Source organism: Burkholderia cepacia complex sp. TUM26381 (assembly GCF_057439935.1).
In genome coordinates this window covers 86209-107806 of the sequence record NZ_CM172007.1, presented here as the reverse complement: position 1 = coordinate 107806, position 21598 = coordinate 86209, and the positions used below count along the sequence as shown (strand labels likewise).

Sequence of the window (21598 nt, the reverse complement as noted above, 5' to 3'; positions counted from 1 at the left end):
CCCGTCACGTGCGCCCCGACGTTTGCGCGACGCGCATGCCGGCGCTACGATATGCGTTCGTTCCGATATCCGCGGCGCCGCGCGCCACCGTCTTCGCGCGCAGGCTCCACGCATCGCCCGTCCTTATGGTGCTGCCGCCGCGCATGCACTCCGCTCGTCAACATCGTTCCCCCCATCACCGGTTCACCGCCATGACTGCATCCTCTACCGCGCACGTGCGCGCCATCGTCACCGGACATACTCGCGGCCTCGGCGCGTCGCTCGCCGAACAACTGCTGCTGGAAGGCATCGCCGTGCTCGGCGTGTCGCGCAGCCGTCATCCGTCGCTCGGTTCGCAAGCCGGCGACCGCTTCTCCGAAGTCGAACTCGACCTGTCCGACTCCGCGGCAGTCGCGACCTGGCTCGCCGGCGATACGCTACGCGGCTTCGTCGACGGCGCGTCGCTCGTGCTGCTGTTCAACAACGCAGGCATCGTCGATCCGATCGGTCCGCTCGCCGCGCAAGACCCGGCGATCGTCGCCCGCGCGGTCGGCCTGAACGTCGCAGCGCCGCTGATGCTGTCGGCCGCACTCGCACAAGCGGCTTCGGCCACGACCGAATGCCGGATCCTGCACCTGTCGAGCGGCGCAGCCCGCAACGCATACGCGGGCTGGAGCATCTACTGCGCGACCAAGGCCGCGCTCGATCACCATGCGCGCGCGGTCGCGCTCGACGCGAACGGCGCGCTGCGAATCTGCAGCGTCGCGCCGGGCGTCGTCGATACGGGCATGCAGGCCACGATCCGCTCGACCAGCGACGACAACTTCCCGATGCGCGAGAAATTCGACCAGTTGAAGTCGAGCGGCGCGCTCGCGACACCCGAGGCAGCCGCGCGTCAGCTGATCGGCTATGCGCTGAGCGACGCATTCGGCGCCGAGCCGACGGCCGACGTGCGGAACCTGCCGGCCCGATAAGCCGCGGCGCGGCCCGTCAACCTTCGAGCCGCTTCGTCCAGTCTTCGACCTGCCGTTCCGTCCGGCGCTTTTCAAGCATCTTGCGCCAGCCGGGCGGCAGCAACGGCACATCGCACAGCGCATCGAGCGCGGCCATGTCGAGCGTGCGCCGGTACAGCACATCGAGCACCGCCGACAGCGGCCATTGCGGATACGGGCGCGCGTGCAGCGTCAGACCATCCCCCGCCTCGACCCAGCCTTCCTGCAGCACGCGGTAATACCAGCCGGTCCGGCCGCTCTGCTGCACGAGCGCGGCCATCCTCGGATGATCGAAGCGTGCGTTGAGTTTCCAGCACGGCTGCCGCGACTGCGACACCTGAAGCGCCGTACCGCCCAGCGTGAACACATCGCCGAGACAGACGTCGCGCTCGGTCACGCCGTGCGTCGACAGGTTCTCGCCGAACGCGCCCGGCTGCGCGAGCACGCGGCGCGCGCCGATCTGCTCCGACCACCACGCATAGTGGTCGTGTGCATAGTGGTGGACCGCCTTGTCCGGGCCGCCGTGATGCCGCGCATCGGCCTGTTCGTCGCCGGCGAAGCCGAGCGCGCCCAGCCATAGGCGTGCATCGACCGGCTGCTTGTCGATCGCGCTCGCATGCGGCGTGCCGGCCAGCGGCCGGCTCGTGCCGACGCGCACCGCGCCGATGGCGGCCGCGATCGCCGGCCGTGCGTCTTCGCTCATGCCGTCACACCGTCCGGCAATGCTGCAAGCAAGCGTTCGAGTTCGCGTGTGCGTGCTTCGCCAAGCGGCAGCAGCGGCTTCCTCGGCTCGCCGGCGTCAAGGCCGCGCAGCCGGAGACCGGCCTTCACGGTCACCGGCAACCCGCCGTTGACGATGAACTGCAGCAACGGCAACTGCGCGTGAAATACCGCCCTGGCACGCGCCAGATCGCCCGTCCGCATCGCGTCGACCAGCGCCAGCGGCCACGCGGCATTCAGGTTCGGCGCGGCCGTGCACCATCCGGCCGCACCGGCGGCCAGCGCGGCGAGCGCCATCGGGTTGCTGCCGTTGTAGAACGGGATCGTCCCGTCGCTCAACTGCGCGAGCCGGTGCATCCGGCCGATGTCCCCGGTACTCTCCTTGACCATCGTCACGTTGTCGACGCTCCGGCAGATCGTCGCGATCAGGTCAGGCAGCATGTCGACGCCGCTCGTCGCCGGGTTGTTGTACAGCATGATCGGGATGCCGATCGCGTCGCCGATCGCGCGGTAGTGCGCGACGATCTCGTCGTTGCCGAGCTTCCAGTACGACACCGGCAGCACCATCACCGCATCGGCGCCGGCTTGCTCGGCGAAACGTGCACGGCGCACCGCACCCGCCGTGGTGAGGTCGGAAATCCCGACGACGGTCGGCACGCGCCGGCGCACCGCGCGAATCGACGCGGTGGCGACGGCCTCCCATTCGGCGTCGGACAGGTAAGCGCTTTCGCCGGTACTGCCCAGCGGGGCGATCGCGTGAACGCCGTCGGCAATGAGTCGCTCGATCAGCGCGTCGAGCGTTTTCAGGTCGACGCCGCCATCAGCGGCGAACGGCGTGACCGGGTAGGCAATGATGCCTTGCAGCAGGATGGACACGATGTGTATTCCTCAATGATTGTCTGACAAGGTGGAAACGACGTACGCATTCACGCGACGCAGTCCCGATGTGTACGCAACGCGCGGCGCGCGTAGTAGTCGAACGTCACCGCATCGCGCTTCGGCTTCGAGATCCAGTCGTGCGCTTCCCTCGCCAGCGCCGGCGGCACCGGCTTGATCTCGCCGGCCGACATCGCGAGCAGTTGCAGTTTCGCGGCCCGCTCGATCAGCAGCGCGAGAATGCAGGCCTCTTCGATGGTCTTGCCGACCACGAGCTGGCCGTGATGCGACAGCAGGATCGCGCGCTTGCTGCCCAGCGCCTTCGAGATGATCTCGCCCTCCTCGTTGCCGACCGGCACGCCCGGCCAGTCCTTCAGAAACGCGCAATCGTCGTACAGCGGACAGGTGTCCATGTGCGACACGACGAGCGGCTGCTCGAGCATCGACAGCGCCGCGACGTGCGCCGGATGCGTGTGGATGATGCAGTTCACGTCCGGGCGCTCACGGTAGATCCACGTATGGAACCGGTTGGCCGGGTTCGGAATCCCTTCGCCGTCGACCACGTCGAGATCCTCGTTGACGTGCAGCAGGTTCGCGGCCGAGATCTCGTCGAACCCGAGCCCGAGCCGCTGCGTGTAATACGTGCCGGCGTCGGCCGCACGGCAGGTGATCTGTCCGGCCAGGCCCGAGTCGTGACCGGCGTCGAACAGGATCCGGCACGTGAGCGCGAGCTTCTGCCGCGCGGACCAGCCGCTGTCGCCCACTTCGCTCTCAAGCCGCCGCTCCGCCAGCGCGACCAGCGCGTCCTTCGTCAAATGCAGCGTTTCCGCCATGTTCGCCTCCTGATTGGATCGGGTCTGCCGCGCCGTCCGCGGCCGTTTCCCCGGCACCACGTGACACACGATACACCACAGGACACTTTGTGTCATGCGTTACAATCGGTTTTTCGAAGGACACCTGGCGCCCCATGACGATTCGCCTGAAGCTGCTCAGAAAACAGAAGGGCTGGACGCTCGATGTGCTGGCCGACGAGACGGGCCTCACCAAGAGCTACCTGTCGAAGGTCGAGCGCGGCCTGAGCGTGCCGTCGATCGCGGTCGCGCTGAAGCTGTCGAAGGCGCTGAACGTCGACGTCGAGCAGCTGTTCTCGGAAAGCCACAACCGCGAGCTGATCACGGTCACGCGCGCCGGCGAGCGCACGGCGATGGGCGCGGCGGCCGACAGCCACGCGCACCGCTTCGAAAGCATTGCGGCCGGCGTCGCGCCGAAGAAGATGCTGCCATTCGTCGTGCACCCGCCGCACGAATTCGTCGCGTCGACGTTCCGCGAGCACGAGGGCGAGGAATTCCTGTTCGTGCACAAGGGGCGCGTCGAAATCGAATTTCCGAACGAGACGGTGCAACTCAAGACCGGCGATTCAGTCTATTTCAACGCACTCATCCCGCACCGCACGCGCAGCCTCGGCACCGCGCAGGCGGAGATCCTGGTCATCGTCAGTCACGACGACTAGCCTCGTCACTTCTTCGCGCAAGGATCCCCGATGGTCACGAAGGCCACCGCCCCGTTCCAGCAGATCAAGACGCTCGTTCGCCAGAACGTCGAGTCCGGCGACTGGCGCCCCGGCGACCGCATCCCGTCCGAGCTCGATCTCGCCGCGCAGTTCGGCGTCGCGCGCATGACGGTCAACCGCGCGCTGCGCGAGCTGACCGAGGAAGGCGTGCTCAAGCGCATCGCGGGCGTCGGCACTTTCGTCGCCGAGGTGAAGCCGCAGTCGAACCTGCTGATGATCGCGCACATCCGCGACGAAATCCGCGCACGCGGGCACGAATATCGCTGTCGCGTGCTGAGCCGGTCGAGCGAGCCTGCGTCGTTCGACGTTGCGGCCGCGTTCGGCCTGGCGGTCAACACGCCGGTCTTCCATGTGGTGTGCGTGCATGAGGAAAACGGCCGCCCGATCCAGCTCGAGGACCGCTACGTGAACCCGGCCGCCGCGCCCGGCTTCATCGACCAGGATTTCCAGGCCGAGCCGCCGTCCGAGTACCTGTTCAACAACGTGTCGCACTACGAACTGGAAATCGAGCACGTTGTCGACGCGTCGCTGCCGACCGCCGAGCAGGCGCGCCTGCTCGACATGCGCGCCGACGAGCCGTGCCTCACGCTCACGCGCCGCACCTGGACGGACGGGCTGCCCGTCACGTTCGTGCATTTCCTGCATCCGGGCAACCGCTACCGGCTCGGCTCGCGCTTCAAGCCGGGCGCCGGGCGCCACCCGACCTGACCGTTCGTCATCCGCAACAAGCACCGGGCGGCCGTTTCGTGATGAAACGGCCGCCGTGTTCGTGACCGGCGCGGCTCAGATCGCGCCAACCTGCCCCGCGCCGCGCGACCATACGACCGGAAACAGCGGGTGGTCGAGCGTTGCGCCGTCGGCCAGCTGCTCCGCGAGCCCGGGGAAATCGGGCGACGTCTTCCAGCGGCGCGGCGCGTGACGGACATCGTCGCCGACGAAGCGGATCGAGAACGCTCGCCGGCGGTTCTGCGTCCCGCCCGACGCGTGCAGCGTCAGCATCCGGAAGCACACCATGTCGCCGGGCTCGAGCGCCCAGTGGCGGATCGGGAACGCCGCGCGGTCGGCTTCGATGTCGGGCAGGTCCGCGAGGCTGCCTTCCGGAAACCACTTCGCCTCCTTGTCCATGAACGTGCGCGGCATCAGCCACGGCCCGCGATGCGAGCCCGCGACGAACTCCAGCGTCGATTCGAGCGGCACCGGATCGACCGGAATCCACATGCTGACGTTGTCGTCGCCTTCGATGTTGTAGTACGGCTGGTCCTGGTGCCACGGCGTGCGCTGCCGCGTGCCGGGCTCCTTCACGAGCAGGTGGTCGTGATGCAGCCGCACGTGCTCGGTCCCCATCAGCGCGGCGGCGACCGACGGCGCCGGCGAGCGCACGATGAAATCGCGATACGCGTCGTTGTGCTGCCAGTTGCAGAAATCCTCGAAGAACCAGCCCGGATCGTCGGGCCGGCTCGCCACTTTCGCGCGTTCGCTCGGCTGCGCGAGATTCGTATCGATGCCGGCCCGCAGCGCGGCCACTTCGTCGGGCGAAAAGATGCCCTTGATGCAGACCGCACCTTCCTCGCGGAACGCGGCGATCAGTTCGGGCGTCACGGCTTGCGCGACGCGATCGTGGATACTCGTCATGGTGTGCCTGTCGATGGAATGAGTCACGGAATCACGGTGCCGAAGTCAGCTGCTGCTTCGTGCCGTAGATGTCGAAGTCGAAGTATTTCGCGGCGATCTTCTGATACGTGCCGTTCGCGCGGATCGCGACGATCGCGTCGTTCAGCCGCTTCTTCATGTCGGCGTCGCCCTTGCGCACGCCCATCGCGACGCCGTAGCCGGTGATCCGCACGTCGGTCACGTCGGGGCCCGCGAACGCGTAGCCCTTGCCGCGCGGCGTCTTCAGGAACGAGTAGCCGGCCTGCGTCTTGTCCTGGAACGTCGCGTCGAGGCGGCCGTTGACGAGATCCTGGTACACCTGGTCCTGATTCTGGTACGAGACGATCGTCACGCCCTGGGTCGCCCATTCGGCCTTCGCATACGCCTCCTGCGTCGTGCCCTGGTCGATCCCGATGCGCTTGCCCGCGAGCGACGCGGCGGTCGGCAGCAGCTTCGAGCCGACCGGCGCAACGAGCGCGCCCGGCGACGCATACAGCTTGTTCGAGAAGTCGATCTGCTTGAGCCGCTCGTCGGTGGCCGTCATCGCGGACATGATCACGTCGAACTTGCGCGCGCGCAGCGCCGGAATCATCCCGTCGAAGCCCTGCTCGACCCACACGCACTTCGCATGCAGTTGCTCGCAGATCGCATTGCGCAGGTCGATGTCGAAGCCGGCGAGCGACCCGTCGGGCTGCTTCGCCTCGAACGGCGGATACGTGGGGTCGATACCCCAGCGGATCGTCGACGTGTCCTGGGCGAACGACACGAGCGGCGCGAACGCCAGCGCGGTAACGAGGAGCTTTGCAGTGCGGTTCATGGCGTGTCCTTGAAGGTCTCGACGCGGCGGGCAACGCCGGCGTCCGGTGGTGGGCGCCGCGCCGGGACGCCGGCACGGTGCGCGAAAGACGGGACTTCGATGAAACTGCGATGCAGTCTAGACCGCTCAATTTATGAGCGCAAGCGGAGGAATGCGGGGACGTGGCGGATTGACGGGCGAGGGGGACCGGGCAAGCGGGATCGCGCTTGATTGGCGGCCTTATCGCGGGGTTTTCGGGTGTTTACCCTGCGCGACGCCCCTCAGCCACAGAGCGCGTTTTTCCGGATGTTCGCTGGATTAGGGTGTCTATACCGGAGATCGACGTGAAGGCGCGCCCGATGCTGAATCGGCGGCGTTGACAACGCGCCCTATACCGTATGGCAAATCGCTCGAACACGATAACGCGTTCGACGATGCAAGATAGCCCTTTATATTCATGCGCTGCTGAATCCGTGCCTGGGGGCCCGCATGCAACTCAATGAGATCGGTCAGGCCGTGGCGAAACGGAGAGCGGAACTCGCCCTCACACAGGCCCGATTGGCCAAGCTCGCCGGGCTGTCTCGCCTCACCGTCAACCAGCTCGAATCGGGCAAGCTCAACGAGCTCGGCATCAACAAGCTGATTCCGTTGCTCGCATTGCTCGGCATCGAACTCGTGACCCGTGCGCGGCCCGCTCAAAAGGACCTCTACAAGGCCGTCGTGAGTGCAAACGTCAGTTGCAAAGGTGAATTGACCGAGCAGCGACTGGTCGACGCATTGGCCACCGGGCACATCCCGGCAGGGTATGCATCGCAGTTCGCCGTCATTCTCGACGAGGTGCCGCTCCCCGTCGTCGTGCAGGCGGCCGAGGAAGCCGCGGAACGCTCTGGCACCCCGCTGCGGTCCATCTGGAAAAACCTTGCCGCATGGTCGCAGGCGCTGCACCTCTATCGGAAAGTGTGGATCCAACCGCAGCACCTTCCTGCCCCCGCTAAACCCTACCGCGCCCCCGCCGCCGCCAGCACCCGCTCGATCGCGCCATACCCGCGCTGCCGCGCATGCTGCAGCGGCGTCACACCGTTCGAATCGGCCAGATCGACGTCCGCGTGCCCGTCGACGAGCAACTGCACGATCCGCACAAAGCGCTCGCTGCCGTCGCCGAGCATGATTGCCTCCAGCAGCGCGGTCCAGCCGAGCCGATTCACGTGGTCGACGTTCACGCCCGCATCGATCAGCGTGCGCACCGTCTCCACATGGCCGCGCTCCGACGCAGGAATCAGCGCGGTGCCGCGATACCGGTTCGTGCTGCGCAAATCGGCGCCGTGCGCGAGCGTCATCCGCAGGATGTCGAGATAGCCGCGCGCCCCCGCATACAGGTACGGACTGTCCTGGATCGCATCCTTGGCATTGACGTCCGCGCCCGCGTCGATCAGCACGCGCGCCGCCTCGGCGTGATTGCCGTGCGTCGCGATCAGCAGCGCGGTGCGGCCCTGCCCGTCGCGCGAATCGATCTGTGCGCCGTGCTCGAGCAGCGTGCGCACTTCGCCCGCGTCGCCACGGTCGGCCGCGCTGCGCAGCCGGTTCTCGGGCGCGCCGCCGTCGGCGGCGGCCACGGCCGACGTCAGCGTCGTCAACGCAAACGAGCCGACGATCGCGATCCGTTTGAAAAACATCCCGTTTCCTCCTTGCGCGCCGCGCACGCCGATGCGCGGCCGATGCGATGCGTCAGGCGCCGGCACGGCACCCCACCACGCCGCGCCGGGTCCGGCGAAACCGCGATTGCCCGCGGCGTCCGGTCATGTTAAAAGTCGTCGCAGGCATTTGGAAATGGAATGTTCGAATCCACAGAAGTGCAGAAATGAATAGACCCCTGTTCGACATCGACCTGTTGCGCGCGCTCGTGATGGTCGCCGACTGCGGCAGTTTCACGACGGCTTCCGCGCGCCTGCATTCGACGCAGTCGACGGTCAGCCAGAAGGTGCGCCGGCTCGAGGAAATCGCCGGCCACCGCCTGCTCGACCGCGGTACGCGCGACGTGCGGCCGACCGATGCGGGCGTGACGGTGCTCAGCTATGCACGGCGCATGCTTGCGCTGAACGACGAGATGCTGGAAGCGCTGTCGGGCGCGACGGTCGCGCTGACGATCCGGCTCGGCGTGCCCGACGATTTCGCGGCGGGCCGGACGACGCACGCGCTCGCGGCGTTCAAGCGCGAGCATCCGCAGGTCAAGCTCGAAGTGATGTGCGGGTTGAGCCGTGACATCAGCGCCGCATACGACCGCGGCGAACTCGACCTCGTCTTGATCAAGCAGCGGCGCGACAGCCGCGAAGCCGTCGTGCGCTGGCCCGAGAAGCTGCGCTGGATCGACAGCGCGAAGCATCCGTCGATCGATCTCGACCCGGTGCCGATCGTCGTGTTTCCACCGCGCGGGCTCTACCGCGACGACATGATCAAGGCGATCGAGGAGCGCGGCCGCCGCTGGCGGATCAGCTTCACGACGTCGAGCCTGAGCGGCATCCAGGCCGCCGTCGCGGACGGGCTCGGCATCAGCGTGCTGCCCGCGCGCGTGGTGACCGACGAGCACGTCGTGCTGACCGCGAAACAGGGCTTCGAGCCGATCGAGAACATGGACATCGCGATCCTGCACCGCCCGACCGCCGACCCGATGGTCAGCGAACTGACGAAGACGCTCGCGGCCATGCTGGAACTCGAGAGGCAGTAGGCGCTGCGTGTTTCATTCGGCAGCAGGGAACCGGGCGCGGCGTGCTGCGCCCCGCTTGCATCAGAACATCGTGTTGCCGTTCGCGGCCTGCTCGGGCACCGGCTGGTTCACGTCCCAGTGCTCGACGATCTTGCCGTTCTCGAGCTTGAAGATATCCATGATCGCGCTGCCGCGCGTGCCCGGTTCGCGCACCGCATGCACGTGCAGGATCACGTAGTCGCCGTCGACGAACGAGCGCTTGATCTCGCTATGCGACTGCGGGTATTTGTCGCGCAGAAAGGCGACGAACTTGCGGAAGCCGTCGCGGCCGTCGGCCGCATTCGGGTTGTGCTGCACGTAGCGATCGCCGACATACGCGAGCGCGGCGTCGGCGTCCTTTTCGTTCAGGCCTTTCTCGTAGAACGCGAGCACCGTCCGCCGGTTGGCTTCCTGCTGCGCGTCCGCCGGGCCGGCCGCCACCGCATGCGCGGCCGTCACGGCGAACAGGGTCGCCGCCATCCATCGTGCGGCCCGTGCCGCTGTCGTGCGTCGCATCGTCGTCTCCCCGGAGATCCGGCTGAAAACCGGATCATACCGGGGCGACGCGACGCTCAGACCAGTGCGCCGTTGCGCGCGACGATCTTCCCGGACGACACGACGAGACGCCGCACCGGCCGCGCGACGACGGCCTCGGCGAACGTCAGCGCGTCGACGAGCACGACATCCGCGCGGCTGCCCGGCTGCAGCCCGTAATCCGCGAAACCGCAGCCGCGCGCCGCGCTGTGCGTCACGCAGTCGAGCGCGACTTCCAGCGCATCGTCGCGGCGGAAATCGTTGCGCATGCCGATCAGCATCGCGCGTTCGAGCATGTCGGGCGAACCGTACGGCGACCACGTGTCGCGCACGCCGTCGTTGCCGCCGATCACCGTCACCCCCGCTGCGCGGCACGCGACCACCGACGGCACCGGCACCGCCGCCGGCGCGGTCGTGACGATGGCCACGCCGAGTTCGGCCATCCGCGCGAGCAGCGCATCGCGCTCACGTTCGGCGATATCGCCGAGACAGAAGCCGTGGCTGATCGTGACTTTCCCCTGCATGCCGTGCGCGGCCGTGCGCTGCAGGATCAGGTCGAGCGAGTACGCGCCCATCGATGCGCGCTCGTGCAGGTGGATATCGAGCCCGCGGCCGTGGCGCTCGGCGATCGCGAACAGCACGTCCACCGCCTCGACCGGATCGCCTTCGATCGCGCACGGATCGAGCCCGCCGAGCAGGTCGGCGCCCGCGCCGAGCGCGTCGGACAGCAGCGCATCGGTGCCCGGCCGCTTGAGCACGCCCGATTGCGGAAACGCGACGATCTGGATTTCAACCTGCCCGCGCAGCGTCTCGCGCGTCGCGAGCACGCCGTGCAGATGGCGCAGCCCCGCTTCGGTATCGACGTCGACGTGCGTACGGATGCGCGTCGTGCCGGCCGCGAGGAATGCGCGCGCCAGCGCGAGCGATGCGGCACCCGCGTCGTGGCCGCTCGTCGCGCGATAGTGGCGTTCGTTCTCGATGCGGTCGACGAGGCGCGGCCCGACCTGGTTGCGATACCACGGCAGCCCCCAATGGGTCTTGTCGAGGTGCGTGTGGCCTTCGACGAGGCCAGGCAGCGCAAGCGCGCCCGCGCCGTCCTCGATCGCGCAGCCCGCAGGCGCGTCGAGCGACGGGCCGACGCGCGCGATGCGGTCGCCTTCGATCAGGATGTCGAGCGCCGTGTCGGCGCTCGTGCGGACGTTGCGGATCAGCAGGTTCGTCATGTCGGTTCCGGTGAGGTCGGTCAGTGCGAAGCAGGCACGGCGCATGCCGTGCCGCCGGTCAATGGGTCAGCGCGTGAAGCGCAGCGACGGGGCGAACGGCGCGCCCGTATCGCTTTCGCCGCGGCGGAATACCCAGCGCTCGGCCGGCACGCCCGCGACGGCGGCGGCCGCGTTCGGCGCGCGCACCGCGACGAAGCTTGCGTCGCAGCCGACCGCGATGCCGTAGTGTTCCTTGCCGATCGCGCGCGCGCCCGCGTGCGTCGCCATGTCGAGCGCGACGCCGAGCGCTTCGTCGGTGTAGAAACCCGACCGGTAGCCGACCATCATCGCGCGCTGCAGCATGTCGCCGTTGCCGTACGGCCACCACGCGTCGCGGATGTTGTCGTTGCCCGCGAACACGTGCACGCCCGCGCCGCGCAGTTGCTGCACCGGCGGGAATGCACAGTCGCCCGGCGCGTTCGTCAGGATCGACACGCCCGCTTCGGCCAGTGCCGCGGCAGTGCGCTGCACGTCGTCATCGCTCACCTCGCCGAGCGCGTACGCATGGCTCACGTTCACGCGCCCGCCGAGCCCGGCGGCGCGCGTGCGCGCCGCGATCCGCAGCAGCTGCGCGATGCCGGTTTCGCCCGGCTCGTGCAGGTGGATGTCGATCTTCGCGCCGCGCTTCTCGGCGATGCCGAACACGATGTCGAGCTGGCCGTCAGCGTCGCCGTCGAGCGTCGTCGGGTCGATTCCGCCGACCACGTCCGCGCCTTCGCGCACCGCTGCGTCGAGAATCCCGGCGGTGCCCGGGCACGTCACGACGCCGGCCTGCGGAAACGCGACCAGCTCGATGTCGACGATCCCGCGCCATTGTTCGCGCGCGGCCATCACGGCCTGCAGGTTCGACAGACCCGTCGTCGCATCGACGTCGACATGGCTGCGCATCGCGATCGTGCCGAACGCGGCGGCCTGCGCGATCAGCGCGTTGGCGCGCTCGACGATCGGCGGCGCGGCGGCGAGCTGGCGCTTCTCGACCGCGAGCCGCTCGCGCAGCGAGCCGACCGATTCGTGCGGCACCCAGCGATCGCCGACGAAGCTCTTGTCGAGGTGGATGTGACCGTCGACGAAACCGGGCAGCACGACGCGGCCGTCGAGGTCGATCGTCTCCGCGCCCGGCGCGGCTGCGCAATCGGCGCCGATCGCGGTAAAGCGGCCGTCACGGACGACGAGGTTGATGGGCTGGCCGCCGGCATCGACGGCGTTGATGAAAATACGTTCGGTCATGGCTTGGAATGTGGGGCGGCCGCTGCGCGACACCGGCGCGGACAGGGGAAGGCACCGCAGCCGGCGCGGCGCGACCATCGGCAGGGAATGCGGCCACGATATCGGACGGTACCGCCCGAGGCCAATTAAATGTCGCGATGCCGCGCATTCGATTTCGCGATGTGTGGCGCGCATGCCCGCCGGGCCTGGCGCGGCGATGGGGTTCGATCGCAGGGGGAAACGACGGATTGGCCGCCTGAAACGCGCGGGCCGCATGGCCGGCACCCGGATGACCGGAAGCCGCTTCGCGCCCTTGCTGGCGATGGCTCGAACGCCCCGCCCGACCGGCGATTTACGCGGCAACAGACTTTACACGTTGTTACCCGGCCGCACCGGACGTGCATCCGGCCATTCCTTATACTCACGCCGAGTTCGCCACCCGTGACGGGAATCCATCGGCGGACACGTCGCCGATGCAGGAAACATCATGATGCGCATGCCCTCCACGAAAACCGTTCTGTTCGCCTCGCTCGTCGCCGTGGCGGCGCTTCCGCTGACCGCCTGCGTCGCGCCGGGTTACTACGGCGCGCAACCGGGCTATCCGCAGCAGCAGCAATACGCGACGCCCGGCTACGCGCAGCCCGCGTATTCGCAACCGGGCTACGTGCAGCAACAGCCGGCGTATCCGAACCAGGCGCCGCAGCCGTACGATCAGTATGGCAACCAGTCGCAGTACGGCACGCAGCCGTATGACCAGTACGGCAATCAGCAACAGCAATACGCGAACCCGTACGGCGCGCAATACGGCACCGTCGCGAACATCCAGCCGGTCAACGGCTCGGTCGGCCCGTCGGGCGTGGCCGGCACCGTCGTCGGCGCGCTGATCGGCGGCGTGCTCGGCAACCAGGTCGGCCGCGGTCACGGCCGCGATGCGGCGACCGTGATCGGCGCGCTCGGCGGTGCGGTGGCAGGCAACCAGATCGGCCAGCAGATGGGCGCCGCGCAAGGACCGAGCAGCTACCGGATCGACGTGCAGGTCAGCGACGGCTCGATGCGCTCGTTCGACGTGCAGTCGCCGGGCAACCTGCGTCCGGGCGACCGCGTGCAGATCAACGGCAACCAGCTGTCGCGTTATTGATGCCGCTGGCGTGCGCGTGACCTGATCGCGCGCACGTCGGACGTTCGACGTCGGGCGCAGCGGATTCGGCGCGGCGTCGGCGTTGCCTTCACACGCGCCCGGCCCCGGGTGCGACGCGCGCCGACCGCGCAGCGGCCTGCAGATGCCGCGAACGCCGGTAAGCGATCGCCATCAGCGCCATCACCACCGCACCGGCCACCAGCGAGCCGCGCGTCGACGGATCGACGCCGAGCATCACGAACACGAACGCGACGAACACCAGGCAGATCCACGACGTGACCGGGGCCCCCGGCAAGCGGAACGCCACCGTCTCGCCGCGCGCGGCCAGCGCGCGCCGGAACCGCATGTGCGTCAGCACGATCATCGCCCAGATCACGGCCACGTCGAACGACAGGAACGACATCAGCCAGCCGAACACCCGCGCGGGAATCACGTAGTTCAGCACCACCCCGACCGACATGAACAGCACCGTCGCCCGCACCGCGCGCGACGGCGAGCCGCTCGCGCTCAGCGCCGCGAACGACGCGGGGGCAAGGCCGTTCTCCGCCATGCTCGACAGCATGCGCGCCCCGCTGAACACGATGCAGTTGAAGCTCGACAGCGCCGCGGTCACCACCACGAAGTTGACGATGCCGGCCGCCTGCCGCAGCCCGAGCGATTCGAATGTCGTGACGAACGGGCTGCCGTGCTCGCCGAGTTCATTCCACGGATACAGCGCCATGATGATGAACAGCGCGCCGACGTAGAAGATCAGGATGCGCCACAGTACCGAGTTGATCGCGCGCGGGATCATCTTCTGCGGCTCGCGCGCCTCGCCGGCCGTGAGGCCGATCATCTCGACGCCCGCGAACGAATACGCGACGATCGGCAGTGCGCTCACGACACCGAGCACGCCGTGCGGGAACACGCCGCCGTGGCGCCACAGGTTCGACAGCCCGACCGGCTCGCCGTGATGGCCGATCCCCGTGAACACGATCAGCGCGCCGCCCGCGATCATCAGCACGATCGTCACGACCTTCACGATCGCGAACCAGAACTCCAGCTCGCCGTACACCTTCACGTTGAGCAGGTTGAAGCCCGAGATCGCGGCGATCGCCGACACGACCCACAGCCACTGCGGCACGTCCGGAAACCAGAAACCCATGTAGATGCCGATGGCGGTCGTCTCCGCGACGCCGACACCGACCATCAGCAGCCAGTAGCTCCAGCCGACCACGTAGCCGGCGAACGGCCCGACGTATTCGAACGCATACGCGCCGAACGAGCCGGACACCGGCCGGTGCACGGCCATCTCGCCGAGCGCGCGCATGATCAGGAAGATCATCGCGCCGCCGATCAGGTACGCGACGAGCGCGCCGGGCCCGGCCGCCTTGATCGCGGACGCCGAGCCGAGGAACAGGCCGACGCCGATGGCCATGCCGAGCGCCATGAACGAAATCTGGCGCGCGCCGAGCGCGCGCCGCATCGTGTGCTGTTGCATGTTGTCTCCAGTCGTTGATCGTTGCGGCGAGCCGGATGGGCCGGCCGCTGGACGGAGCGGCCGGCGTCGTGTGCCGGCCGCCCTGCTGCAGCGCACGGTCGCCGGTTCAGCGGCCGTGAAGGAAACGTTCGACGCGAAACGGCGCCGGATCGACGAACGGTTGCGCGCCGGTCATCAGGTCGGCGATCAGCCGGCCGGTCACGGGGCCGAGCGTGAAGCCGTGATGCGCATGCCCGAACGCGAACCACAGATCGCGGTGGCGCGGCGCCGCGCCGATCACGGGCAGCATGTCGGGCGTACACGGCCGGCGGCCCAGCCACGGTGTGCCGTCGACACGTGCGCCGAGCGGAAACAGCTCGCGCGCGACCGGTTCGACGGCGGCGAGCTGGGCCGGCGTGGGCGGCGTGTCGCGATCGCCGAGTTCGACGCCGGTCGTCAGGCGAATGCCGCGCGTCATCGGCGTAATCAGGAAGCCGCTGTCCGCATCGAGCACGGGCCGGTGCAGCCGTGCGCCCGGCTGCGGCGCGTAGTGCATGTGATAGCCGCGCTTGACCGCGAGCGGCAGCGTATAGCCGAGCCGTTCGCACAGCAGGTCCGACCACGGGCCGAGCGCGACGACCGCCGCGCGCGCGTCGACCGGGCCTTGCGCGGTGTCGACACGCCAGCCGTTCGCGGCCGACAGCGTCAGCGCATCGCCAGTCATGATGCGGCCGCCGAGTTGCTCGAAGTGCCGCGCGTAAGCCGTGACGAGCGCATTCGGATCGCTGATCGAATCGGAATCCGTATAGCGCAGCGCGCCGAGCAGCGCGCGGCTCAGGTGCGGCTCCGCGTCGCGCAGCGCCGCCGCATCGAGTGCGTCGAACGTCACGCCGTATTCGGCGCGCCAGCGCTCGGCGTCGCGCGTTTCGGCATCGCGCGTCGCCGCCGTGCGGAACACCTTCAGCCAGCCGCCTTCACGCAGCAATTCGCCGGCGCCGGCCGCTTCGATCAGCGCGCGATGCTCGGTCACGCAGTGTTCGATCAACGGCGCATACGCACGTGCGATCTCGGCATGGCGCGCCGGATGCGAATTGCGCCAGTAGCGGTACAGGAACGGGATCAGCTTCGGCAGCGCACCGGCGTGATAGCGGACGTCGGGCGAGCGGTTGCATGCGTATTTCAGCAACGTGCCGAAGCCACGTGGAAACGCATACGGGTACACGCCTTCGCGCTGGATCAACCCGGCGTTGCCGAGCGACGTTTCGTTGCCGGGCGCCTTGCGGTCGACGAGCACGACCGACAGGCCGCGCTGTTGCAGATGAACGGCGACCGATACGCCGATCATGCCGCCGCCCAGGACGAGCGTGTCGAATGTCATCGGGAATTCCTCGCGGCGGGCAACGCGAGCGTCAGGCGAGCGCGGTCACCGCGATCTCGACGTCGAGACCGGGCTTCATCAGCAGCGCCTGCACGCACGCGCGGGTCGGCGCGTGGCCGGCCGGCACCCAGGCGTCCCACACCGCGTTGAACGCGTCGAAATGCGCGGCGTCGCTGAGCCACACGTTGGCCGTCAGCACGCGCGTCTTGTCGACGCCGGCCGACGCGAGCAGCGCGTCGATGCGCGTGAGGATTTCGGTCGCCTGCACGGCGATCGGCGCGCCGGCCGTATCGGGCACCTGGCCGGCGAGATGGACGAAACCGTTCGCGATCACGACCTGGCTCATGCGCGGGCCGGTCTGCAGACGTTTGATTTCACTGGACATGGATTGCACCTTCGCGTGCCCGGCCGCATCGGGCCGGGGAAATGACAAGGAAAACCGCCGGCACGTACATGATCGGGCAGCCGCCGCACGGGCGAGCTGCGCCGATCCGTACCCGCCTCGTTCGCGCCGGCCGCATCGGCGCCGCGAGTTCCGCGCCGTCCGATGCTAGAGTGGCCGTCACGCCCACCTCGGCGATTTCGACGAAAATTATCATATACGAGAAAAATTATTCTCGTATACGACAAAACCCGTATTCACGCCGTATTCGTATCCGCATGCCCAAACCCACCGCTCCCGTTCCGCCGCCCTCCGACGCCGCCGCTCCGCAGCTCGACCACCAGACGGTCGGCGCGCGGCTGCGCGACGCGCGCAAGTCGCGCGGCCTGACGCTCGCGCAACTGTCCGAGCGTTCCGGTATCGCGGTGTCGACGATCTCGAAGGCCGAACGCGGCGACATCGCGCTCACCTACGACAAGTTCGCGGCGCTCACGCATGCGCTCGCACTCGACTTCGACACGATGTTCGGCCGGCCCGCGCCGGCCGGCGCGATGACGCCGTCGTTCACGCCGGCCGGCCAGCAGATGGTCTACGACACGCCGAACTACGCGTACGGGATGCTCGCGAACGACCTGACGGGCAAGCGGATGGTGCCCGTGCGCGGCAGGATCCATGCGCGCAAGCTGTCGGACTTCGCCGACTACATCCGGCACAGCGGCGAGGAGTTCGTGTTCGTCCTGAGCGGCGAGCTGGAACTGCGCTTCGAGAACGGTCATGCGTACCGGCTCGGCGCCGGCGACAGCCTGTATTTCGACAGCGCGGTCGGGCACGTGTACCTGAGCCTCGGCGACACCGATGCCGAAGTGCTCGCGTGCTGCGTCGACGGCGATGCGCGGCGGCCGCGCGACGCGATCTGACGGCGAGCGCGAAACTCCGCCGAATGGCGCCACGCGAGATCCGGATTCCCATTAGGATAAGGACGATGCATCCCGCGGCCGCAGCGGCCCGCGCCGGCATGCACGACCCTCAACCGGAATTCACCCGATGACGATCACGACCCGCCTGCTCGATGCGGCCGACGCCGCCCGTTTCCAGACCGTTCGCCTGCGTGCGGTCGACACCGCGCCCACGTCCTTCCTGCCGACGCTCGACGAGGAATCGCAGGTGCCGGTCGACGAGTTCGCGACGCGCATCACGCCGACCCACGAGCGCGCAGTGTTCGGCGCATTCGACGGCGATACGCTCGTCGGCATCACCGGCGTGCGCCGCGATGCACGCGCGAAGATCGCGCACAAGGCGACGATCTGGGGCGTGTTCGTCGATCCCGCGTATCGAGGGCGGGGCATCGCGCAGGCGCTGCTCGAAAGCGCGACCGGGCATGCCGCACAGGCGTGGGCATGCAAGCAACTGATGCTGTGCGTGAACGAGGTCAACAGCCACGCGGAACGGCTGTATGCGTCGCAAGGGTTCGTGCGGTTCGGTACGGAACCGCGCTCGATGTTCGTCGATGGCAAGTTCTACGACGAGCACTACATGGTGAAGACGCTCGCGTAACGCGTTCACGTTCGCTCACTTGTGCGCTTGCCGGTGCGCTTGCCGGTGCGCTTGCCGGTGCGCTTGCCGGTGCGCTTGCCGGTGCGGTTGCGTTCGCGTGCCTCGACCGGCCACCCCGCACGCGAACGCCTTGCCTCCGTCACCTCATCGCGTCACCGCTTGTCGGTGATCGTCGTGTTGACCGCCTGCCCGGCGATCGTCACGTTCGTCAGCGTCATCGCGCTCACGTTGAACGCATAGATCGGCCCCGGCGACGTGACCGTCGGCGTGCCCGACGCGACCGGCGTGCCGAAATCGCAGTGGCTGATCGTCACGCCGGAGATCGGCTGCACGGCAGGCGTGGGCGGCGTACCGTTGTAGTCGAACGCGACCGGCCCCTGCGCGACGATTGCCTGGAAGCACGACGCGGTCACGCCGTTCAGCGTCACGTTGCTCGCCTTCACGTCCGAGATCGTCACGTTCTGCACGACCGGCGGACGCGTGCGCACCGCATCGTTCGCGGGCTGGTAGTCGCAGTCGAACGTGACGATGCCGCCCTGTGCCGCGGATGGATTGCCCGCCGACGGCGTCACGACGCCGAGCGGCACGCTCGCGTTGACCGGGCTGCCCGCGAGCAGCGCGCTGCCGTAGCCGCCGCCCTTCAGCGTCACGCCGTTCGGCAGCGCGACACCCTTCACGTGGAAGTCCTTCACGTAGCCGCCGCGATTCATGTTGGTCTTCACGCGAATCGCGATGTTCAGCGGGTTGGTCTGCCAGTTCGCGTTCAGCATCGACAGGTTCGTCGCATAGATCTGCTCGACGCCACCGCCCATCTCGCTGCCGAGCGTGATGCCGCCGTGCCCGCTGTTCATCGTGCAGTTGCGAATCAGGTGCCGCTTCGCCGGGCCGTATTCGGTGTCGCGGTCCTTGCCCGACTTGATCGCGATGCAGTCGTCGCCGGTGTTGAACGTGCAGTCTTCGCACAGCACGTCGGTGCAGGCGTCCGGATCGAAGCCGTCGTTGTTCGGGCCGATGCTGTTGGTCGTCACGCCGCGAATCACGACGTTGCGGCTCGCGGTCGGATGGTGCTGCCAGAACGGCGTGTTCTGCGTCTGGTAGTTCGCCATCAGCACGTTCGTGCAGCCGATGAATTCGACCATGCACGGGCGCAGGTAGTGACCGAGGCCGAAGATGCGTTTCTCGACCGACACGCCGGCCTCGGACAGCGCGGGCAGATAGTTCTGGTCCTGCTGCCACGGCGTGACCGGCGACGTCAGCAACGCATAGAGCGCGTCGGGAATCGCGGGCGCGACGATCCGCAGGTCGACGTTGTTCGCATTCGCATACGCCTGGCTCGGCACCGTCGCGCTTGCGCCGTACGCGCCCGACGAACCCTTGTAGGTCCACCAGCAGACGCTGTTCGCGCCGCTGCCGGAGAACGGCGTCATCGCCTGCCCGTTGAGTACCGACGTCGGGCCTTCGCCCGTCAGCGCGATGTTCGTCGCGTTGCGCGCATAGACGGGCGCGCCGTAGTTCAGGCAATCGTTCGCCTGCCAGCGGCTGTAGTACAGGCGGCCGTTCGCACCGCAATCGACCGGGCCGTCCTTCGCGTAGTCGGCCGGGTTCGGGCTGAAGTAGATCGTGCAGTTCGCGCTCAGGTGGAACGTGACGTTGCTCTGCAGCACGATCGGCCCCGCGCAGTACCAGGTGCCGGACGGCACGACGACCCGGCCGCCGCCTTCGCGCCGGCACGCGTCGATCGCCGCGAGGAACGCGGGGCGCGAATCGAACGCGCCGGGCGCGGTCGTCAGTTCGGAACCCGGGCTGACCGGCGATTTCGCCACCGGGTACGGCGACGTCTGCGCGACCGTCGCGCACGGGCGCGCGCCGTAGTGCGTCACGTCGAAGTCGCGCCCGCGCCGCGCGAGCCGCGACACATGCGCGAGCGACGCGGCGATGCGTGCCGCCGCGCCGTGCTCGCCCCACACGAGATCGACCGCCGACGCATTGGACACGGCGCCTCCCGCCAGCGCCCGGGTCGCCGCGAACGGTCCGCCGAGCATGGCGCCGCCGGCGAGTGCGCCGGTCCAGCCGATGAAGGCGCGGCGCGATACCCGCCTCGACGAGGGCGGCGGGGCAGACGAAGACGAACGGCGGCGATAGGCGGCCATGGGCACTCCTTCAGTGTAGGGGGTATCGATGCGCCGGGTGGCGTATCGCGATTTATACGTCGTCGTACTACATCGCGCAGTCTAGACGCGATCGGAGCACGACACACATCTGTCGTTTACCCTGTTTTTACTGACTTAATGCCATGAATGTGGGCACATACTCACATCTGGAAGTGCACCTTTAGAGATACGTTGTCATATGTTTATGCGCAAAAACTCTAACTAAAAAAACCCGGCGGAAGATGTCCGCCGGGGGATTTCCGCTACTCGTCAGCCGCCGCGACGGCCTTCGTTGCCGGCTCGCGTCCCGCCGAAGCAGCCGGCTCGAACACCAGCACGAGGTCGCCGCGATAACACCCGTTCGTCGAAACCGCACCACCTGCGCCCGGCGCTTGCGCGCTGATCTTCACGTTGCGGGTTTCGTCGTAGCCGTCGAAGCCGTCGTGTCCGGGGCTCACCAGTGTGATCGGGCGAGCGGTACCGGGCGCGATGTCCGCGTTGCCCGCGCCACCGGCCATCAGCACGACCTTCGCGTTGACCATGTCGTCGCGGCCGTTCGACAGCCGCAGCGGCTGCAGCAATGTGACGTGGATCTCGGGATTCGTCGCGCGCACGCGGAGCGGCAGCGTCGTCGCGAACGTCTGCTGCGTGCCGTCCATCGCATTCAGCTCGACCACGTCGTACGCGGAGTTGTCCGGCTTCGACACGAACAGGCTGTCACCGATGTTCGCGGTCAACCTGATTTTCTTGACGACCGCGTGCGGCGATGTCGAGCCTGCGTGAGCGATGCCGGTCAATGCGCTGCAGGCGACGAGTATGGCGAGATGGATTCGGATTTTCATTGTGCGGTCCCGCATTCTGGAGCGTTGGAATCGGGCGCCCGAATCCGTCCCGTCGCAGGCAATTCCGGAACCCAACTATCCCGAAATTTGCCGGCAAGCCCCCGTCGAATTCGCTGCGTCCAGCCGCGTGCGCGAACGATCGAGTCGGCCGGATTCGATCGCAACCACCTACCGGATTCGCGCGCCGGCCAATACTGGCGTGCTCGCGCGAACCCATCGCGCCATGACATGCAACAACGATAGGCCACGAAAAGCCCGTTAAACATCCATGAAAACCTTCACGGTTTCGTGCGGCTTTCGTTCACCTGTTCCATCTTGAAATCAAATAGGAAGCGCCGGCGAATTCCGCCATCAACCCGCCTCGGTAATT

21 protein-coding genes and 1 pseudogene are annotated in these 21598 nt (G+C 67.9%); 8 read left to right on the top strand and 14 right to left on the bottom strand.

The annotated features are described in order from the left end of the window. The first annotated feature begins 191 nt into the window (after positions 1-191). Positions 192-953, top strand: a complete 762-nt coding sequence (locus ACWMMN_RS17320) for an SDR family oxidoreductase (RefSeq protein WP_486423696.1) — start codon at positions 192-194, stop codon at positions 951-953. 16 nt (positions 954-969) lie between these two features. Here the strand turns inward: ACWMMN_RS17320 and ACWMMN_RS17315 are convergent, their stop codons facing one another. From ACWMMN_RS17315 to ACWMMN_RS17305, 3 genes are read right to left on the bottom strand one after another with little or no spacing between them, the layout of a single operon-like run. Further along, a complete protein-coding gene (locus ACWMMN_RS17315) occupies positions 970-1674 on the bottom strand; it encodes an MOSC domain-containing protein (protein ID WP_486423695.1) in 705 nt (234 codons plus the stop codon). After that, positions 1671-2567 (bottom strand): dihydrodipicolinate synthase family protein, encoded by an 897-nt coding sequence (locus ACWMMN_RS17310; protein ID WP_486423694.1) that lies wholly within the window; start codon positions 2565-2567, stop codon positions 1671-1673. Before ACWMMN_RS17310 ends, ACWMMN_RS17315 begins: the two co-directional genes overlap by 4 nt. A 50-nt stretch (positions 2568-2617) precedes the next feature. Then, positions 2618-3400, bottom strand: coding sequence for an aldolase (locus ACWMMN_RS17305; protein WP_342705486.1), 783 nt, complete (start codon positions 3398-3400; stop codon positions 2618-2620). Between the two features lie 134 nt (positions 3401-3534). On the opposite strand from ACWMMN_RS17305, the gene ACWMMN_RS17300 reads away from it, so the two are divergent. Both ACWMMN_RS17300 and hutC read left to right on the top strand, forming a co-directional pair. After that, positions 3535-4077: a helix-turn-helix domain-containing protein gene (locus ACWMMN_RS17300; protein WP_048246144.1), complete on the top strand. Its 543-nt coding sequence runs from the start codon at positions 3535-3537 to the stop codon at positions 4075-4077. 30 nt (positions 4078-4107) lie between these two features. After that, the gene (hutC, locus tag ACWMMN_RS17295) at positions 4108-4845 is read left to right on the top strand and encodes a histidine utilization transcriptional repressor HutC (RefSeq protein ID WP_174991676.1); all 738 of its coding nucleotides are present in this window, start codon (positions 4108-4110) and stop codon (positions 4843-4845) included. 75 nt (positions 4846-4920) lie between these two features. Here hutC and ACWMMN_RS17290 read toward each other — a convergent pair whose 3' ends face one another. Further along, entirely contained in the window at positions 4921-5769 is an 849-nt protein-coding gene (locus tag ACWMMN_RS17290) for a phytanoyl-CoA dioxygenase family protein (RefSeq protein WP_059238448.1), read from the bottom strand. Between the two features lie 31 nt (positions 5770-5800). Then, positions 5801-6604 (bottom strand): ABC transporter substrate-binding protein, encoded by an 804-nt coding sequence (locus tag ACWMMN_RS17285; RefSeq protein ID WP_059238446.1) that lies wholly within the window; start codon positions 6602-6604, stop codon positions 5801-5803. 468 nt (positions 6605-7072) lie between these two features. On the opposite strand from ACWMMN_RS17285, the pseudogene ACWMMN_RS17280 reads away from it, so the two are divergent. Next, positions 7073-7198 (top strand): annotated as a pseudogene (locus tag ACWMMN_RS17280) (helix-turn-helix domain-containing protein); the annotation flags it as partial. A 383-nt stretch (positions 7199-7581) separates the two neighbouring features. Here ACWMMN_RS17280 and ACWMMN_RS17275 read toward each other — a convergent pair. Continuing rightward, positions 7582-8256: an ankyrin repeat domain-containing protein gene (locus ACWMMN_RS17275; RefSeq protein ID WP_174991678.1), complete on the bottom strand. Its 675-nt coding sequence runs from the start codon at positions 8254-8256 to the stop codon at positions 7582-7584. A 185-nt stretch (positions 8257-8441) separates the two neighbouring features. Here ACWMMN_RS17275 and ACWMMN_RS17270 point away from each other — a divergent pair, with 185 nt between their 5' ends. Further along, a complete protein-coding gene (locus tag ACWMMN_RS17270) occupies positions 8442-9305 on the top strand; it encodes a LysR family transcriptional regulator (protein WP_059238442.1) in 864 nt (287 codons plus the stop codon). A 60-nt stretch (positions 9306-9365) separates the two neighbouring features. Here ACWMMN_RS17270 and ACWMMN_RS17265 read toward each other — a convergent pair whose 3' ends face one another. The 3 genes from ACWMMN_RS17265 to ACWMMN_RS17255 form a co-directional block, all read right to left on the bottom strand. Beyond that, positions 9366-9839 carry a nuclear transport factor 2 family protein gene (locus ACWMMN_RS17265; protein WP_059238440.1) on the bottom strand — a complete coding sequence of 158 codons (474 nt, stop codon included), beginning with the start codon at positions 9837-9839 and terminating at the stop codon, positions 9366-9368. A 56-nt stretch (positions 9840-9895) separates the two neighbouring features. Further along, entirely contained in the window at positions 9896-11080 is a 1185-nt protein-coding gene (locus ACWMMN_RS17260; RefSeq protein WP_059240870.1) for an amidohydrolase family protein, read from the bottom strand. Between the two features lie 66 nt (positions 11081-11146). Next, positions 11147-12346 carry an amidohydrolase family protein gene (locus ACWMMN_RS17255; RefSeq protein WP_174991680.1) on the bottom strand — a complete coding sequence of 400 codons (1200 nt, stop codon included), beginning with the start codon at positions 12344-12346 and terminating at the stop codon, positions 11147-11149. A gap of 466 nt (positions 12347-12812) precedes the next feature. Between ACWMMN_RS17255 and ACWMMN_RS17250 the strand changes: the two genes are divergently transcribed. Then, positions 12813-13463 (top strand): outer membrane lipoprotein, encoded by a 651-nt coding sequence (locus ACWMMN_RS17250; RefSeq protein ID WP_059238436.1) that lies wholly within the window; start codon positions 12813-12815, stop codon positions 13461-13463. Positions 13464-13551: 88 nt separating this feature from the next. Here the strand turns inward: ACWMMN_RS17250 and ACWMMN_RS17245 are convergent, their stop codons facing one another. The 3 genes from ACWMMN_RS17245 to ACWMMN_RS17235 all read right to left on the bottom strand — a co-directional run bounded on the left by ACWMMN_RS17245 (position 13552) and on the right by ACWMMN_RS17235 (position 16685). Further along, positions 13552-14943 carry an amino acid permease gene (locus ACWMMN_RS17245; RefSeq protein ID WP_256087048.1) on the bottom strand — a complete coding sequence of 464 codons (1392 nt, stop codon included), beginning with the start codon at positions 14941-14943 and terminating at the stop codon, positions 13552-13554. A 106-nt stretch (positions 14944-15049) separates the two neighbouring features. Continuing rightward, positions 15050-16300 carry an NAD(P)/FAD-dependent oxidoreductase gene (locus ACWMMN_RS17240; RefSeq protein ID WP_059238433.1) on the bottom strand — a complete coding sequence of 417 codons (1251 nt, stop codon included), beginning with the start codon at positions 16298-16300 and terminating at the stop codon, positions 15050-15052. Between the two features lie 31 nt (positions 16301-16331). Then, the gene (locus ACWMMN_RS17235; protein ID WP_059238431.1) at positions 16332-16685 is read right to left on the bottom strand and encodes a RidA family protein; all 354 of its coding nucleotides are present in this window, start codon (positions 16683-16685) and stop codon (positions 16332-16334) included. 275 nt (positions 16686-16960) lie between these two features. On the opposite strand from ACWMMN_RS17235, the gene ACWMMN_RS17230 reads away from it, so the two are divergent. Continuing rightward, the gene (locus ACWMMN_RS17230; RefSeq protein ID WP_059238429.1) at positions 16961-17599 is read left to right on the top strand and encodes a helix-turn-helix domain-containing protein; all 639 of its coding nucleotides are present in this window, start codon (positions 16961-16963) and stop codon (positions 17597-17599) included. 127 nt (positions 17600-17726) lie between these two features. Then, a complete protein-coding gene (locus ACWMMN_RS17225; RefSeq protein WP_256087045.1) occupies positions 17727-18236 on the top strand; it encodes a GNAT family N-acetyltransferase in 510 nt (169 codons plus the stop codon). A gap of 152 nt (positions 18237-18388) precedes the next feature. Here the strand turns inward: ACWMMN_RS17225 and ACWMMN_RS17220 are convergent, their stop codons facing one another. Beyond that, positions 18389-20386 (bottom strand): glycoside hydrolase family 28 protein, encoded by a 1998-nt coding sequence (locus ACWMMN_RS17220; RefSeq protein WP_340625572.1) that lies wholly within the window; start codon positions 20384-20386, stop codon positions 18389-18391. A gap of 263 nt (positions 20387-20649) precedes the next feature. Continuing rightward, the gene (locus tag ACWMMN_RS17215) at positions 20650-21228 is read right to left on the bottom strand and encodes a CS1 type fimbrial major subunit (RefSeq protein ID WP_256087043.1); all 579 of its coding nucleotides are present in this window, start codon (positions 21226-21228) and stop codon (positions 20650-20652) included. Between the last annotated feature and the right edge of the window lie 370 nt (positions 21229-21598).